Annotated in this window: 13 protein-coding genes and 1 pseudogene; 7 read left to right on the top strand and 7 right to left on the bottom strand. The window is 61.1% G+C overall.

From position 1 onward, the window contains the following. Nucleotides 1-139: 139 nt before the first annotated feature. Nucleotides 140-1,469, top strand: a pseudogene (locus tag HU715_RS07005) (IS110 family RNA-guided transposase). 131 nt (nucleotides 1,470-1,600) lie between these two features. Here HU715_RS07005 and HU715_RS07000 read toward each other — a convergent pair. Together HU715_RS07000 and HU715_RS06995 are read right to left on the bottom strand one after the other, a co-directional pair. After that, entirely contained in the window at nucleotides 1,601-2,467 is an 867-nt protein-coding gene (locus HU715_RS07000; protein WP_186707427.1) for an SDR family oxidoreductase, read from the bottom strand. A gap of 46 nt (nucleotides 2,468-2,513) precedes the next feature. Next, nucleotides 2,514-3,740, bottom strand: a complete 1,227-nt coding sequence (locus HU715_RS06995) for an arabinose transporter (protein WP_186707426.1) — start codon at nucleotides 3,738-3,740, stop codon at nucleotides 2,514-2,516. A gap of 141 nt (nucleotides 3,741-3,881) precedes the next feature. Here HU715_RS06995 and HU715_RS06990 point away from each other — a divergent pair, with 141 nt between their 5' ends. Next, nucleotides 3,882-4,508 (top strand): TetR/AcrR family transcriptional regulator, encoded by a 627-nt coding sequence (locus HU715_RS06990; RefSeq protein ID WP_186707425.1) that lies wholly within the window; start codon nucleotides 3,882-3,884, stop codon nucleotides 4,506-4,508. Between the two features lie 67 nt (nucleotides 4,509-4,575). Next, nucleotides 4,576-5,367, top strand: a complete 792-nt coding sequence (locus HU715_RS06985) for a transporter substrate-binding domain-containing protein (RefSeq protein ID WP_186707424.1) — start codon at nucleotides 4,576-4,578, stop codon at nucleotides 5,365-5,367. Between the two features lie 1,564 nt (nucleotides 5,368-6,931). Here the strand turns inward: HU715_RS06985 and HU715_RS06980 are convergent. Genes HU715_RS06980 through HU715_RS06970 form a run of 3 tightly spaced genes read right to left on the bottom strand, consistent with a single transcriptional unit; the run spans nucleotide 6,932 to nucleotide 9,840 of the window. Then, nucleotides 6,932-7,951 (bottom strand): TRAP transporter substrate-binding protein, encoded by a 1,020-nt coding sequence (locus HU715_RS06980; protein WP_186707423.1) that lies wholly within the window; start codon nucleotides 7,949-7,951, stop codon nucleotides 6,932-6,934. A gap of 51 nt (nucleotides 7,952-8,002) precedes the next feature. Further along, nucleotides 8,003-9,283, bottom strand: a complete 1,281-nt coding sequence (locus HU715_RS06975) for a TRAP transporter large permease subunit (protein WP_186707422.1) — start codon at nucleotides 9,281-9,283, stop codon at nucleotides 8,003-8,005. After that, nucleotides 9,280-9,840: a TRAP transporter small permease gene (locus HU715_RS06970; RefSeq protein WP_186707421.1), complete on the bottom strand. Its 561-nt coding sequence runs from the start codon at nucleotides 9,838-9,840 to the stop codon at nucleotides 9,280-9,282. Before HU715_RS06970 ends, HU715_RS06975 begins: the two co-directional genes overlap by 4 nt. 514 nt (nucleotides 9,841-10,354) lie before the next feature. On the opposite strand from HU715_RS06970, the gene HU715_RS06965 reads away from it, so the two are divergent. Then, a complete protein-coding gene (locus tag HU715_RS06965; RefSeq protein ID WP_186707420.1) occupies nucleotides 10,355-10,681 on the top strand; it encodes a phage infection protein in 327 nt (108 codons plus the stop codon). Nucleotides 10,682-10,918: 237 nt separating this feature from the next. Here the strand turns inward: HU715_RS06965 and hpaR are convergent, their stop codons facing one another. Together hpaR and hpaA are read right to left on the bottom strand one after the other, a co-directional pair. Beyond that, nucleotides 10,919-11,341 carry a homoprotocatechuate degradation operon regulator HpaR gene (gene hpaR, locus HU715_RS06960; RefSeq protein WP_186707419.1) on the bottom strand — a complete coding sequence of 141 codons (423 nt, stop codon included), beginning with the start codon at nucleotides 11,339-11,341 and terminating at the stop codon, nucleotides 10,919-10,921. 232 nt (nucleotides 11,342-11,573) lie between these two features. Next, a complete protein-coding gene (gene hpaA, locus HU715_RS06955; RefSeq protein ID WP_186707418.1) occupies nucleotides 11,574-12,479 on the bottom strand; it encodes a 4-hydroxyphenylacetate catabolism regulatory protein HpaA in 906 nt (301 codons plus the stop codon). Between the two features lie 185 nt (nucleotides 12,480-12,664). Between hpaA and HU715_RS06950 the strand changes: the two genes are divergently transcribed. Genes HU715_RS06950 through hpaE form a run of 3 tightly spaced genes read left to right on the top strand, consistent with a single transcriptional unit; the run spans nucleotide 12,665 to nucleotide 15,575 of the window. Beyond that, complete coding sequence (locus HU715_RS06950; protein ID WP_186707417.1) at nucleotides 12,665-13,342, top strand: fumarylacetoacetate hydrolase family protein; 678 nt, start codon at nucleotides 12,665-12,667, stop codon at nucleotides 13,340-13,342. Further along, nucleotides 13,339-14,109 carry a fumarylacetoacetate hydrolase family protein gene (locus HU715_RS06945; protein WP_186707416.1) on the top strand — a complete coding sequence of 257 codons (771 nt, stop codon included), beginning with the start codon at nucleotides 13,339-13,341 and terminating at the stop codon, nucleotides 14,107-14,109. The genes HU715_RS06950 and HU715_RS06945 overlap by 4 nt, the downstream gene beginning before the upstream one ends. A gap of 5 nt (nucleotides 14,110-14,114) precedes the next feature. Further along, entirely contained in the window at nucleotides 14,115-15,575 is a 1,461-nt protein-coding gene (gene hpaE, locus HU715_RS06940; protein ID WP_186707415.1) for a 5-carboxymethyl-2-hydroxymuconate semialdehyde dehydrogenase, read from the top strand. The last annotated feature ends 16 nt before the right edge of the window (nucleotides 15,576-15,591 follow it).

Here is a 15,591-nt window from a genome sequence, read left to right as displayed (position 1 = left end):
CGCACCCGCGAGGGAGAGTGGCCGGCACGGTATCGGCGTGGAGTCGTTGTAGGCACAGCAAGCTGTGACCACGTATGAGAGAGTGAATCCGTTCGCCACCGTGTTCCCCGCGCGCCATTCAATCCTGCGAGGAATTGTCATGGCGCGCAAGAAGCAGCAGAAACGATTTGAAGTGATTCACCCTCATTGTGCCGGTATCGATATCGGCAGCCGCGAGCACTGGGTTGGCGTCAATCCCGATCAAAGCGACAAGCCGGTTCGCTGTTTTCCGGCCTTCACTGAGGATTTGGTGAGCCTGGCCGAATGGTTGGAATCGCTGAAAATCAAGGTCGTGGCGATGGAGGCCACTGGCGTTTACTGGATACCGCTGTTCGAGCTTCTCGATTCAAGGGGCTTTGAGGTGTATCTGGTCAATTCCCGTGCAACTCGTCAGATAAGCGGACGTAAATCCGATGTTCTGGATTGCCAGTGGATCTGGCAACTCATGACCCATGGCTTACTCAGAGGTGCTTTCCGACCCGCTGATGATATTTGCTCGATGCGATCATTGGTTCGCCAGCGGGCCATGAAGGTTCGTGATCAAGCCAAGACCATCAACCGCATGCAAAAAGCCCTGACGCAGATGAACATTCAGTTAGCCAATGTCATCAGCAATATTGCTGGCGTGACAGGGATGAAAATCATCAAGGCCATCATCGATGGCGAGCGTGACCCTCAAGTCTTGGCCAACTTCCGAGACGGCCGTATCAAGGCCGATCACCAAACCATTGCCCGCAGCCTGCACGGTAACTGGCGAGTCGAGCATCTGCATGCTTTGGCTCAGGAGGTGGCTGCTCATGATTTCCTTGAGAAGCAGATTGCCGAATGTGATCGGACCATCACTCAGGCACTTGATCGACTTCCAGTGCTGAACCATGAGCCCACGCAACCCACCAAGCCACTGCGTAGCCCGCATCGCTCGGCAGATGAACAAGCCAGCTTGCACCAGGCACTTGTGAGAATCATGGGCGTGGACCTGACCGCGATTCCCACCATCGGAATCGAATCCGCCTTGGTTCTGGCGAGCGAAGTCGGACCTGATTTGTCGCGTTTTCCGACTGAGCAACATTTCAGCTCCTGGATGGGGGTAGCGCCCTCAACCCGAATATCGGGGAAAACCCTTGCCCGGTCATGTCCCCAAGGTATTTAACCGGGCGGCACAAGCGTTGAAGCAGGCGGCCTCTAGCGCCCGCACCGATAAAAGCTTTATCGGTGCCAGTCACCGCGCCCGATTGGCTCGCATGGATACGGCCTGCGCCATTAAGGCTACGGCTCACCAACTGGCCCGCCTGATCTACGCCATGCTGACCAAGGGACAACCTTACGTGGCGCAGGATATGAACGAATACGAGGCCAAAAGCCGTGATCGCCAGCTGAGAGCCTTACAGCGTAAGGCTACAAAGCTGGGTGTTCGATTGGTCGCGGCTTAAAAAGCTTTGGAGAACAAGGGGATGGATTTTGTTTGATGAGAGCTTGCTCCCGCTCGGTTGCGCAGCGACCGTAAAATATTGGGGTCGCTGCGCAACCCAGCGGGAGCAAGCTCCCTCGCCACAGGTACCCCTTATCCAGCGTAGTAACCAGGGTGTTCAAGATCCGCCAACAGGCCCGGGCCACTTGGCATCCATCCCAGCAAGGCACGGGTGTATTCGCTGGACACCGCCATGTTCGCCGCTGCCATGTGGGCAAACCAGCCGAAATGCTCGCGCTCCCGGGATTCGACCGGCAACCCCAGGCCACCACCGATCATCTGGGCAATGGCCTTGAACGGCACGGCCTCGTCGGCGACGGCGTGGTAGACCGACTGCGTCACGCCCTGCTCCAGCGCAAGCCGATAGACCCGGGCGGCGTCCAGCCGGTGCACACCCGACCAACAGTGGCCGCCGTCTCCGAGATAGGCCGAGACGCCCGTCTTCCGGGCCAGGCGAATCAGGAGAGGCACGAATCCGTAGTCGCCGAGGCCATGGACCGAGGGTGCCAGGCGCACGGTCGCGCACCGCACACCACGTTCCACCAGCGCCCGGGCCGCCGTTTCGGACTTACGCGGCGAAGCCGGGCTGGGCACTTCCAGCTCGCTCGCGCCCCGGGTCAAGCCCAGCAGGCCGGACGTCACCAGCAAAGGCCGCTCAGACCCTTGCAGCGCGCTGCCCAGAACTTCGATGACATGGCGGTCCTGCTCAGCGTTCTCGGCAAACCGCGAGAAGTCATGATTGAACGCGGTGTGAATCACCGCATCCGCCGCCGAGGCGGCCTGGTGCAGGACGTCGAGGTCTTCCAACGTGCCGCGGACCACCTTCGCGCCGGTCGCGACCAGCGCTGCGACCTTGTGCTCGGAACGGGCCAGGCCCGTGACCCGATAGCCGGCCCCCATCAATTCCTGGACCACGGCAGACCCCACCCAGCCCGTGGCACCGGTAACGAATACATGCATGTTTCAAACTCCTGTTAAAAACTATCGAGGAACACCACTGACGGACTCAAACCGGCTGCCGGCCTTGGCCCTCCGGCAGCAACAGCACCAGCGCCACGACAACGGCGAGCATCACCGCCACGGCCCCACCGAGGTAAACCGCGCCGATGCCCCACGTACCCGCCAACGCCCCGGCCAGCGGACTGCTCAGCCCCAGGGAGATGTCGAGGAAAGCGACATAGGCCCCCATGGCGAGACTGCGGTTCTGCGGCGGCGCACGCTTCACCGCCTCCACCCCGAAGCCCGGGAAAGCCAGGGAATAGCCGAAGCCGGTGAACGCCGCTCCCAAGCAGGCGATTGCCGCCGTGTCTGCCCCCCAGATCAACAACAGCCCAACGGCCTCGATCACCACGCAAACCAGGGCGACACGGGCCCCGCCGATCTTGTCGGGCAGGTGGCCAAAGAGCAGGCGCGCACCGATGAAGGCCAGGCCGAAGGCGGTGAACGCCAGGGAGGCATCGCCCCAAGCCCTGGCCGCGAACAACAGTGCGATAAAAGCTGTGATGACCCCAAAACCAACGCTGCAAAACGCCAACCCCATGCCTGGCACCCACACGGCCCCCATCACCTTGTAGAACGGTGCCCGCCGGGTCGCTGTAGGGGCGACCGCCCGCACACCTGAAACAATCAGCAGCGCCAGCAGCGGGACGAACACCGTGGCGACGGCAATGCCCGTGAACCCCCAACCGCCATTCAGCGTCACGCCGAGCGGAGCGCCCAGGGCATAGGCGCCGTACATCGCGATGCCATTCCAAGCCATGACCTTGCCGGCATGCTGCGCGCCCACCAGGCCCATGCCCCACCCCAGCGCACCGGTGACAATGAGACTTTCCCCGAATGCCAGCAGCACACGTCCGCCCAACAGCAGCCAGACCGACGTCACAGGCGTGGCAACGAACGCCAGGGAAAGCAGATAGACCAACCCGGAAACCGCCGCCGTCACCAGGCCAACCATGACTGCGCGCTTGCCACCGCGCATGTCGGCGAAATTGCCAGCCCAGGCCCGTGACAACAGCGACGCCGCGAACTGTGCGCCGACCACCAGGCCAATCACCAGCGTGCCCATGCCCAGGGTGTCATGCAGGTGAAGAGGCAACACCGGCAATTGCATGCCCAGGGTCAGAAAACCGATGAACACCGTCAGCGTGAGCGGCAACAGCTTGAGCACCGGATTGGCACCGAGGGATGCCTGAGGCACCGCAGAGGCACCGAGATGAATGTTTTCTTGAGTCATAACCCTACCCACGGAAAGGATGCGATGTGACGTTGAACGCGGCCTGTGGACCCCACTAGAATGCGATCAATTCGTCGCATTCAAGATACGAATAATCCGTCGCATTTCCTATTCGCATTCCCTACCGAGGTTCATGCCCGCATGCCCGAACGTCCAAGCCCGCAGATTTCCTCGCGCAAACAGCCGAAACAGGCACGCTCCACCGAGCTCGTCGCCGCCGTTCTGGAGGCGGCTGTTCAGGTTTTGGCGACCCAGGGTGCGGCACGTTTCACGGTGGCCCGTGTTGCCGAGCGAGCGGGCGTCAGTGTCGGCTCGGTGTATCAGTACTTTCCGAACAAAGCGGCGATCCTGTTCCGCCTGCAAAGCGATGAATGGCGGCAAACCAGCGACATGCTGCGCGAGATTCTTGAAGACAACCGCAAGCCGCCCTTCGAGCGACTGCGCACCCTGGTGCGGGCGTTCATCCAGTCCGAATGCGACGAGGCCCAGATACGCGTCGCCCTCAACGACGCCGCACCGCTCTACCGCGACGCCCCCGAGCACCAGACCGCGCGGCTGTCGGTGCAACAGTCGGTGGACGCTTTCATGCTGCAAGCCTTGCCAGACGCCCCGGCACAAACCCGTGCCCTGGCAGGTGACCTGGTGATCACCACGCTGAGCGCCGTGGGCAAGCGTTTTTCATCAGCGCCCCGCTCTCCCGTGGAGGTTGCCGTGTATAGCGACGCCATGGCCGATATGTTCTGCGCCTACCTGGAAAGCCTGCAGTGACAGCCGGCCGGCACTTTTACTACACTCCCCGATCTTGTTTCCCTCCGCTACGAGACGTCCAATCCCTATGAAAACCATAACAAGCTCGATGACGTTCTGTGGCCTGTTGGCGCTCTCCAGCGGCGCCCTGGCCGAGCCGGCTCCCTCGCTGCTGGACCAGGTCCAGCAGCGCGGCGAACTGAAGGTCTGCACCACCGGCGACTACAAGCCCTACACCTTTAAAACCCAAGCTGGCGAATACGAAGGCATCGACATCGACATGGCGCGCTCACTGGCCGCCAGCCTCGGCGTCAAGGTGCAATGGGTGCAGACCACCTGGAAAACCCTGATGCCGGATATGGTTGCAGGCCAATGCGACATTGGTATGGGCGGGATTTCGGTGACGCTGGAGCGCCAGAAAAAGGCCTATTTCAGCTCCACCCTCGACGTGGATGGCAAGATCCCCCTGGTGCGTTGCGAAGACAAGGAGCGTTACCAGACCATCGAGCAGATGAACCAGCCGTCGGTGCGTCTTGTCGAGCCGGCGGGCGGCACCAACGAAGCCTTCGTCCGCGCGTTCCTGCCCAACGGCCAGCTCAGCTTCCACGACAACGTGACCATCTTCCAGCAACTGCTGGACAAGAAAGCCGACGTGATGATCACCGACGCGTCCGAAGCGCTCTACCAGCAAAAACTCAAGCCCGGCCTGTGCGCCGTCAACCCGACTCGCTACCTGCAATATGGCGAGAAGGCCTACCTGCTGCCACGGGATGACAACACCTGGAAAATGTACGTCGACCAATGGCTGCACCTGAGCAAGGCCAATGGCAGCTACCAGAAAGTGATTGGCCAGTGGCTGGCCGTTCCGGCCGCCCAGTAACCGTTCACTGACGAAACAAAAATCCCTGTGGGAGCCGAGCCTGCTCGCGATGGCGTCAGGTCAGCCACATTGATCTTGGCTGACACTCCGCTATCGCGAGCAGGCTCGCTCCCACCGGGATCTACGGCGTATGCAAATCCTGACTCCACCCAAAACAACTGTGGGAGCGGGCTTGCTCGCGAAAGCGGTGGGCCAGCTTGCAGTGATGCTGGATGTCCCGACGCATTCGCGAGCAAGCCCCTCCCACCGGGATCTACGGCGTATGCAAATCCTGACTCCACCCAAAACAACTGTGGGAGCGGGCTTGCTCGCGAAAGCGGTGGGCCAGCTTGCAGTGATGCTGGATGTCCCGACGCATTCGCGAGCAAGCCCGCTCCCACCAGGGATCCACGGCGTATGCAAGTCCTGAGTCCACCCCAAAACAACTGTGGGAGCGGGCTTGCTCGCGAAAGCGGTGGGCCAGCTTGCAGTGATGCTGGATGTCCCGACGCATTCGCGAGCAAGCCCGCTCCCACCGGGATCTACGGCGTATGCAAATCCTGACTCCACCCAAAACAACTGTGGGAGCGGGCTTGCTCGCGAAAGCGGTGGGCCAGCTTGCAATGATGCTGGATGTCCCGACGCATTCGCGAGCAAGCCCGCTCCCACCAGGGATCCACGGCGTATGCAAGTCCTGAGTCCACCCCAAAACAACTGTGGGAGCGGGCTTGCTCGCGAAAGCGGTGGGCCAGCTTGCAGTGATGCTGGATGTCCCGACGCATTCGCGAGCAAGCCCGCTCCCACCGGGATCCACGGCGTATGCAAGTCCTGAGTCCACCCCAAAACAACTGTGGGAGCGGGCTTGCTCGCGAAAGCGGTGGGCCAGCTTGCAGTGATGCTGGATGTCCCGACGCATTCGCGAGCAAGCCCGCTCCCACCGGGATCCACGGCGTATGCAAGTCCTGAGTCCACCCCAAAACAACTGTGGGAGCGGGCTTGCTCGCGAAAGCGGTGGGCCAGCTTGCAGTGATGCTGGATGTCCCGACGCATTCGCGAGCAAGCCCGCTCCCACCGGGATCCACGGCGTATGCAAATCCTGAGTCCGCCCCAAAACAACTGTGGGAGCGGGCTTGCTCGCGAAAGCGGTGGGCCAGCTTGCAGTGATGCTGGATGTCCCGACGCATTCGCGAGCAAGCCCGCTCCCACCGGGATCTACGGCGTATGCAAGTCCTGAGTCCACCCCAAAACAACTGTGGGAGCCGAGCCTGCTCGCGATGGCGTCAGGTCAGCCACATTGATCTTGGCTGACACACCGCTATCGCGAGCAGGCTCGCTCCCACCAGGGATCCACGGCGTATGCAAGTCCTGAGTCCACCCCAAAACAACTGTGGGAGCGGGCTTGCTCGCGAAAGCGGTGGGCCAGCTTGCAGTGATGCTGGATGTCCCGACGCATTCGCGAGCAAGCCCGCTCCCACCAGGGATCCACGGCGTATGCAAGTCCTGAGTCCACCCCAAAACAACTGTGGGAGCACTCCCACAGGGTCGGATCTGTTCAGGCCTGACGCTGGTGTCAGGCCCATTCACCTCATTGCGCCGCCCGCACCTTGGCGATTTCGTCGTACATCGCCTTCACCAGGTCGCCATCCAGGGATTTGGCGAACTTGTCGACCACTGGCTTCACCCGCTCACGCATGCGATCTTTCTCGGCGGGGCTGATTTCATTGACGGTCATCGCAGCGGCCAATGTCGCCTTGGCCTTGTCCATGCTCGCCGCCGTGACTTCACGCTGGAATGTCTGCGCCTCGGCCGCGGCCGCGCGAATCATTGCCTTTTCATCGTCGTTGAGGCGATTCCAGGTTTTCTGGCTGATGATCAACGACTGCGGATTGAAGATGTGCCCGGTGACGGAAAGATACTTCTGCACCTCGTAGAACTTGTTGCCTTCAATCACCGTGAAAGGGTTTTCCTGGCCGTCGATGGTGTGCTGCTCAAGGCCGGTGTAGACCTCGGGAAACGCCATCGGCACCGGGTTGGCGCCCAGGGCGGTGAAGGTTTCCAGGTAGATTGGCGATTGGATCACACGCAGTTTCAAGCCCTGCATGTCTTCCAGCTTGGTCACCGGGTGCTTGCTGTTGGTCAGGTTACGAAAACCCAGGTCCCAATACCCCAGCCCTAGCAGCCCTTTACTGTCCAGTTGCGCCGCCAGTTTCTGCCCGACCGGCCCATCGATGACCGCATGGGCCTCATCGACGTTGTTGAACAGGAACGGGAAATCGAGCATGGCGTAATCCGGGGCCTGGGCGGCCAGGATGCCGGAGTTGAGCACGGTGATGTCCAGGGTGCCGCCCTGCAACGCCGACACCGTTTGCACGTCACCGCCCAGCGTACCGCCAGGGAACAGGCGGACCTTGATCTTGCCACCGCTCTTCTCGCTGAGCAGGTCGGCGAACTTCTGCGCGCCCTGGCCCTGGGGGTGTTCCTTGACGTTCTGGAAGGCGAATCGCAGGGTACGTTCGCGAATCTCATCCGCATGGCTGGCCACGCTGCCCAACAGCAAGCCCGTCGCGCACGCCCCGGCCAGCAGGGTTTTCATCAGTTTTCCCATGTCACTCTCCGATCGTTATTGTTTTTAAGGTCGAGCTAGCCAACACCGGGGTCAGCCGGTGAAGAATTTCAACGGCCCCAGGACCAATTGCGGGAACAGGACCAGCAGGAACAGCACCGCAAGTTGCGCAAGCAGGAACGGCCACACGCCGCGAACGATTTCTTCGATATTGAGCTTGGAAACGCCGCTCACCACATTGAGCACAGTGCCCACAGGTGGGGTAATCAGGCCGATGGCCGTGTTGATCAGGAACAACACGCCAAAGTAGACCGGGTCGATGCCCGCCTGGGTGATCGCCGGCATAAGCACCGGTGTGAGGATGAGGATGCTTGGCGTCATGTCCATGACCGTACCAACCAGGATGATCATCAGCATGATCACCACCAACAGCAGGGTCGGGCTATCCATGAACGGCTCAAGCACCGCCGCCAATTGGCCCGGCAAGTCTGCAATGGTCACCAGCCAGGAAGAAACCATGGCGGCGGCGACCAGCAGCATCACCACCGAGGTGGTCTTGGCCGAAGACAGGATTACCCCATACAACTGGCTGACTTTCATTTCCCGGTAAATCACCAGGGAGACGAATAGCGAATAGACCGCCGCCACCACTGCCGCTTCCGTCGGGGTGAAAATGCCGAATTTGAGGCCGAAAATAATGATGATCGGCAAGCCCATGGCCCAGCTGCCCTCCACCAAGGCCCGCAGGACCTCGGCGCGGGATTGCTTGGGTGGCGTCTCGACATTCTCGCTGCGGGAGACGAACCACCAAGCAATGGCGAGCGCCACGCCGAGCATGATTCCCGGCACGATGCCGGCCAGGAACAATTTGGAAATCGATACCCCGGACGCCACGCCAAAGACAATGAAGCCAATGCTCGGCGGAATGATCGGCGCGATAATGCCGCCGGCAGCAATCAAACCCGCCGAGCGTGCCCGATTGTGCCCGGCCAACACCATCATCGGCACCAGCAACGCCGCCAATGCCGCCGCATCGGCCACGGCCGAACCGGACAGCGACGCCAGCAGGCAGGAGGCGATGATCGCCACGTAGCCCAGACCGCCGCGCTTGTGCCCCACCAGTGCCATGGCGATGTTGACGATGCGCTTGGACAGCCCGCCGACGTTCATGATTTCGCCGGCCAGCATGAAGAACGGCACGGCCATCAGCGGGAAACTGTCCGCGCCGTTGAGCAGGTTCTGGGCAATGATTTGCGCGTCGAACAGGTCCAGGTAAACCATCAACGCCACGCTGACCACCAGCAAGGCAAACGCGATGGGCATGCCCAGGGCCATGCTGCCTATCAGGGACCCGAGAAAGATAACCAGTGTCATGGGTGGGTACTCTTGATGGGGTCAGGGGCGGTGGCGTTATGGATGATCAGCTCTGCGTCGTTGTCCTTGACCATCACCCACTCGTCATCCCCCAGCTTGCCGAACAGCGCCAGGTAGAGCTCGTAAAGCAGGATCGCTGCGGCACTGGCGCCGAACACCAGGCCGGCACCGTAGAACAGCGACATGGACAATCCTGACGCCGGGGCGACGACATTCAGGTTGATCGCTGCCTGTTGCCAACTGCCACTGAAAATCAGCCAGCAGATGTACAACATCAAAAGGTGACTGATGACCAGGCAAATACGCTTGCCTGCCGCCGGCAAGCGCTTGACCAGGCTGTCCATGCCCAGGTGGGCACGGTCCTTGAGCGCCACCAGGGCACCGAGAAAAATCATCCAGACAAAGAACCAGCGCGACAGCTCCTCCGACACACTGATGCCCGAGTTGAAGGCATAGCGCAGCACCACATTGCCGAACACCAGCACGATCATCGCGACCATGCACACCACAATCAGCAGCTTCAGCAGCTTGAAATACAGATCCACGACTTTTGTCATCTTGAAAACTCCGAGCTTGTCGAGCGCCGACATCCCGCTGGCGCGATAAGACCGCAACAACGTGGGTCGCTAGCGAATCAAACCTGGAAGGCTGGACGGTGCACTTGAAAGATGGATCAAGGAGACGGCGCGGGACGCTCGCAGACGGACTGCCATGGGATGTTCCTCTATTTTTATTATGGTCTCGGTCACGTGGGACAAGACAGGTGCCGCTAAAATGTACCACCCGGTTAGTTTGGTCAATAACCCACGCAGGGATACACCGCAAAGCGTGCGATTATCGACCAGACAATTCACGGTTTTTCAGCTCGTCGAGCACTCGGCAGCGCCCCGCCTTCCATGCTTCAACAGGATTTGTATCGCTCTGTATAGGAAGCACGGCTTGATACGAAACGACAGATTTCGCCCCCGCCTCGCACACATCGTCGATACATCTGCGCGTTTAACTGTGATCACCGGACAGCAACACCTTCGCTGCCACGGACTTACTCAATCAAACGCAAGGAGAATCACCATGTTCAACTTCTCGAAACTGTCGTCCTTGGCAATCGCCCTGGCACTGGTTGGCGGTGTCGGCCTGGCGAACGCTGCCTCGGCAAAGAACGACCCGGCCCAGGCCGCGCATCAACTGGCTGAAGGTGGTTCCGATCGTTTGAGCCAGAATCGCGTGGCAGAGGGTGGCGCTGATCGTTTGAGCCAGAATCGTGTGGCCGAAGGTGGGGCTGATCGGTTGAGCCAGAATCGTGTGGCTGAGGGGGGCTCCGATCGTTTAAGCCAGAATCGTGTGGCAGAGGGTGGTGCTGATCGGTTGCAGGAGCTGCGTGAACGCAGCCCGGTGTGAAGGAAGCGCTTCTGTGGCGAGGGAGCTTGCTCCCGCTGGGCTGCGTAGCAGCCCCCTGCCCACTCCCACGCGTTCAGGTGAGCTTTGCGACTGCTTCGCAGTCGAGCGGGAGCAAGCTCCCTCGCCACAAAAAGCTCAAAAGCTCAAGCCTCAATGGCCCAAAATTCAAGCCTCAAGCCTCAAGCCTCAAGCCTCAAGCCTCAAGGCTCCGGACTCAGGACTCATGGCTCTCAAGCCTCATGGCTTGATGTTCTTCAACTCACCGAGCAACGCGAGCAATTGCTGCATCTTCTCCTCGCCAAATTGCTCTTCGATCCGTCGGTAATTGCTTTCCATGCCCTCGCTCATGGACACGAAACATTGCTGGCCACGCTCGGTCAGGCCCACGAAGACCCGACGCTGGTCCTGGCTGGATTTCTGCCGACGCACCAACCCGTCACGCTCCAGGCGACTGAGCACACCGGTCATGCTCGGCTTGAGAATGCAGGCCTGATGGGCGAGCTGGTGGCTTTCCAACTCACCTTGCTGATGGAGGATGCGGATCACTCGCCACTGCTGTTCCGTGAGGTCATGCTGGTTCAGCGCCGGACGAAAAAAAGCCATCGCCGCTTCGCGGGCTTGCAACAGGGTCAGGGTCAAAGAGGGTCTGGGATTGGCCATGTTCGAACTGTGTGAATGGGCGAGTCGGCAGCTTAGTGTCGTCTCCAGGCTGCCGCAAGAAGCAAAGTCTCTCGGGAGCTTCTGTGGCGAGGGAGCTTGCTCCCGCTCGGCTGCGCAGCAGTCGTCAGTCTCGCCTGGTACACCGTGTCGAATGGTCTTGGGGCTGCTGCGCAGCCCAGCGGGAGCAAGCTCCCTCGCCACGGGACTATCTGCATAAAGTACGGCTGCGTTTTCAGCGCAACCCCGATTGCCGCTGCCGATACTCCCCTGGCGTGAGTTGGGCGTAACGCTGGAAAAATCGGCTGAAATATGCCGGATCCTTGAAGCCGAGCTGGTAGCAGATTTCATTGGCCGAGCTGCCGGTGAACAACAAGAGGCGCTTGGCCTCCTGCATCAGCCGCTCCATGATCAGGCGCTTGGAGGGCAAATCGGCGATGCGTCGACACACGTCGTTGAGGCGCGCCTCGGTCACGCCGATGCCTTCGGCGTAGCGCGACAGCGGCCAATGCTGCAGGTAATGGGCCTCGATCAGCTCATTGAAGCGGTGAAAGATCTTCAGGTCTTCATGCCGCGCGGGCCTGGCTTCCAGGGAGTTGGAACACAAGCGCAGCAAGCTGATCATGATCAAACGCGTCAACCCATCCAGCGCCGCGCTACGCCCCGGATGCCCCGCCACTACCTCCTCGCTCAGTTCCTCGAACAAGTATTCCAACCGCCGCACCTCCCCTGCCTGCCCAGGCCCCAGTTGCGCCAAGGCCACGCAGGCGGCCGGCAGTTGCACGCCAGCCGGCGCCAGGCTCGGATCGGCGTCGATCAACTGCCATACCAGTTGCTGGCGCACCGTCAGCACATGCCCGTCGCTGTCGGCCTCGGTCACGAAGGCATGGGGAATGGTCGGCGGGGTGAGGAAAAACATCGGGCCGGATTCGACGTATTGCTGGTCATCGAGGTACACCCGCACGGTGCCGCTCTTGACGTAGTGCACCTGGAAGAACCGGTCGTGGCGATGCACCGGCATGTTACGGCCGAAAAAACCCGCCAGGTTGGCGAGGCGGTCGTAATGCACTTCGGCATCGCTGTAACGCTGGTCGTACACCTGACCAATGTTGATGTTCGGGATCGGCTGGCGCTCGGTCATCACGCAGTGCTCGTTTTTATTCTGATTCAGGTACCTGCCGCCCTCATCCTGCACCGAATCCGGCAAGGCAACCAGTGCCGGTCATTCTGTCACGCTTGACGATAGTTAACATCTTAATTATAACTGTTAACACATTAACAATAACCGCAGAGCCCGCATCACTCTGCCATCGCCAGGAGACAAGCATGAGCCGTGCCCTGCATGACGTCGCGACCGGCACCCTGTTCGGGGTCGCGCTGAACTACCAGGGGCTGCTGAAACAGCGCCTCGCCGAGTTCGAGCAACCGCCCTACCAGAAGCCGCCGCTCAAGCCCGTGCTGTTCATCAAGACGCCCAATACCCGCAACCGGCACGACGCCGATGTGGTTCACCCAGGTGGCGGCGAAACGCTGCAACCAGGACCGGCCCTTGGCGTGGTGATAGGCAAATCGGCCAGCCGCGTCAGCGCCGCCGAGGCCATGGACTACGTGGCCGGCTACACCGTCGTCAATGAATTCAGCCTCCCGGAAGACAGCTATTACCGCCCCGCCGTCAAGGCCAAGTGCCGGGACGGCTTTTGCGCCATCGGTCCGGAACTGGTGCCGAGCGCCCAGGTGGCCGACCCCCACAGCCTGGCGATCACGCTGTACGTCAATGGCGAGGTCCGCCAGCAAAACAGCACGGCCAACTTCGTGCGCAACATTCCCCAGTTGATTGCCGAGATCAGCGAGTTCATGACTCTGCATGCCGGCGATGTGCTGATCACCGGCACGCCTGAGGGGCGGGTCGATGTGCTGCCCGGCGATCGCGTCGAAGTGGCCATCAGCGGCCTGGGTCGCCTGGTCACTACCGTCGTGGCCGAGGAAACAGGAGCAGGTTCATGAAACACGCGCGCATTCGTTTTGCAGGCCAGGATCACGCCGTCACCGTTGAAGCCCACAACGCCGTACGCCTGGCCGACGGTCGCCTGCTGGCCGAGGACCAGGTCCAGTGGCTGCCACCGGCCACCGGCAGCATGTTCGCCCTGGGCCTGAACTACGCCGATCACGCCGCCGAACTGGCGTTCAAGCCGCCGACCGAACCCCTGGCATTCATCAAGTCGCCTGGCACCTACACCGGCCACAACCAGGCAACCTGGCGTCCCGACAATGTCGCCTACATGCACTACGAGTGCGAGCTGGTGGCGGTCATCGGCAAAGCCGCGCGCAACGTCAAGCGCGAGGATGCGCTGGGCTACCTGGCCGGCTACACCGTGTGCAACGACTACGCGATCCGCGATTACCTGGAAAACTACTACCGCCCCAACCTGCGGGTGAAGAACCGTGACGCGACCACGCCCGTCGGCCCCTGGATCGTCGATGTGGCCGATGTGCCGGACCCGAGCAACCTGACGCTGCGCACCTGGATCAACGGCGAGCTGCGCCAGGAAGGCAGCACGAAGGACATGATTTTCGACATCCCCTACCTGATCGAATACCTGTCCAGCTTCATGACCCTGCAGCCCGGCGACATGATCGCCACCGGCACGCCGGAAGGCCTGGCGGACGTGGTGCCCGGTGACGAAGTGGTGGTGGAAGTGGAAGGCGTCGGTCGCCTGGTCAATCGAATTGTCAGCGAAGCCGAGTTCTTCGCATCCCGTAAAGAGGCTTGAGCAGCATGATCAAACATTGGATCAATGGCCGTGAGGTCGAAAGCAAAGACGTCTTCGTCAACTACAACCCGGCCACCGGGGAGGCCATCGGCGAAGTCGCCAGCGGCGGTGCCGAGGAAGTGGCCCAAGCGGTCGCGGCGGCCAAGGAAGCGTTTCCGAAATGGGCCAACACCCCGGCCAAGGAACGCGCCCGGCTGATGCGCAAGCTCGGAGAACTGATCGAGCAGATCGTGCCGAAGCTGGCCGAACTGGAAACCCTCGACACCGGTTTGCCGATCCACCAGACCAAGAACGTGCTGATTCCGCGCGCTTCCCACAACTTCGATTTCTTTGCCGAAGTCTGCACGCGAATGGACGGCCATACCTACCCGGTCGACGATCAGATGCTCAACTACACCCTGTACCAGCCGGTGGGTGTCTGCGCGTTGGTTTCCCCCTGGAACGTGCCGTTCATGACCGCGACCTGGAAGACCGCGCCATGCCTGGCGCTGGGCAACACGGCCGTGCTGAAGATGTCCGAGCTGTCGCCGTTGACCGCCAACGAACTGGGTCGCCTGGCGGTCGAGGCCGGCATTCCCAACGGCGTGTTGAACGTGATCCAGGGTTATGGCGCCACGGCCGGCGATGCGCTGGTGCGTCATCCGGACGTGCGGGCGATTTCTTTCACCGGGGGTACCGCCACCGGCAAGAAAATCATGCAGACCGCCGGGTTGAAAAAGTACTCGATGGAACTGGGTGGAAAATCGCCGGTGCTGATCTTCGAAGACGCCGACCTCGAACGCGCCCTCGACGCCGCGCTGTTCACGATTTTTTCCCTCAATGGCGAACGCTGCACCGCTGGCAGTCGGATCTTCATCCAGGAAAGCGTCTACCCGCAGTTCGTCGCCGAGTTCGCCGCCCGTGCCAAACGCTTGATCGTCGGTGATCCGCAGGACCCGAAAACCCAGGTCGGCTCGATGATCACCCAGGCCCACTACGACAAGGTCACCGGCTACATCAAGATCGGCCTCGAAGAAGGCGCCACCCTCCTGGCCGGTGGCCTGGAACGCCCGGCCAACCTGCCGGCCCACTTGAGCCGCGGCCAGTTCATCCAGCCGACCGTGTTCGCCGACGTCAACAACAAGATGCGCATCGCCCAGGAAGAAATCTTCGGCCCGGTGGTGTGCCTGATCCCGTTCAAGGACGAAGCCGAAGCCTTGCAACTGGCCAACGACACCGAATACGGCCTGGCCTCGTACATCTGGACCCAGGACATCGGCAAGGCCCATCGCCTGGCCCACGGCATCGAGGCCGGCATGGTGTTCATCAACAGCCAGAACGTGCGCGACCTGCGCCAGCCTTTCGGCGGCGTAAAGGGTTCCGGAACCGGCCGCGAAGGCGGACAGTACAGCTTTGAAGTGTTTGCCGAGATCAAGAACGTTTGCATCTCCATGGGCAGTCATCACATACCGCGGTGGGGGGTGTGACCCAGATCGGGTGATC

It is taken from the genome of Pseudomonas zanjanensis, from assembly GCF_014268745.2.
In the GTDB taxonomy this organism is placed as follows: Bacteria; Pseudomonadota; Gammaproteobacteria; order Pseudomonadales; family Pseudomonadaceae; genus Aquipseudomonas; species Aquipseudomonas zanjanensis.
The sequence above is the reverse complement of the archived record's forward strand: the minus strand, read 5'-3'. Positions and strand labels throughout refer to the sequence as shown.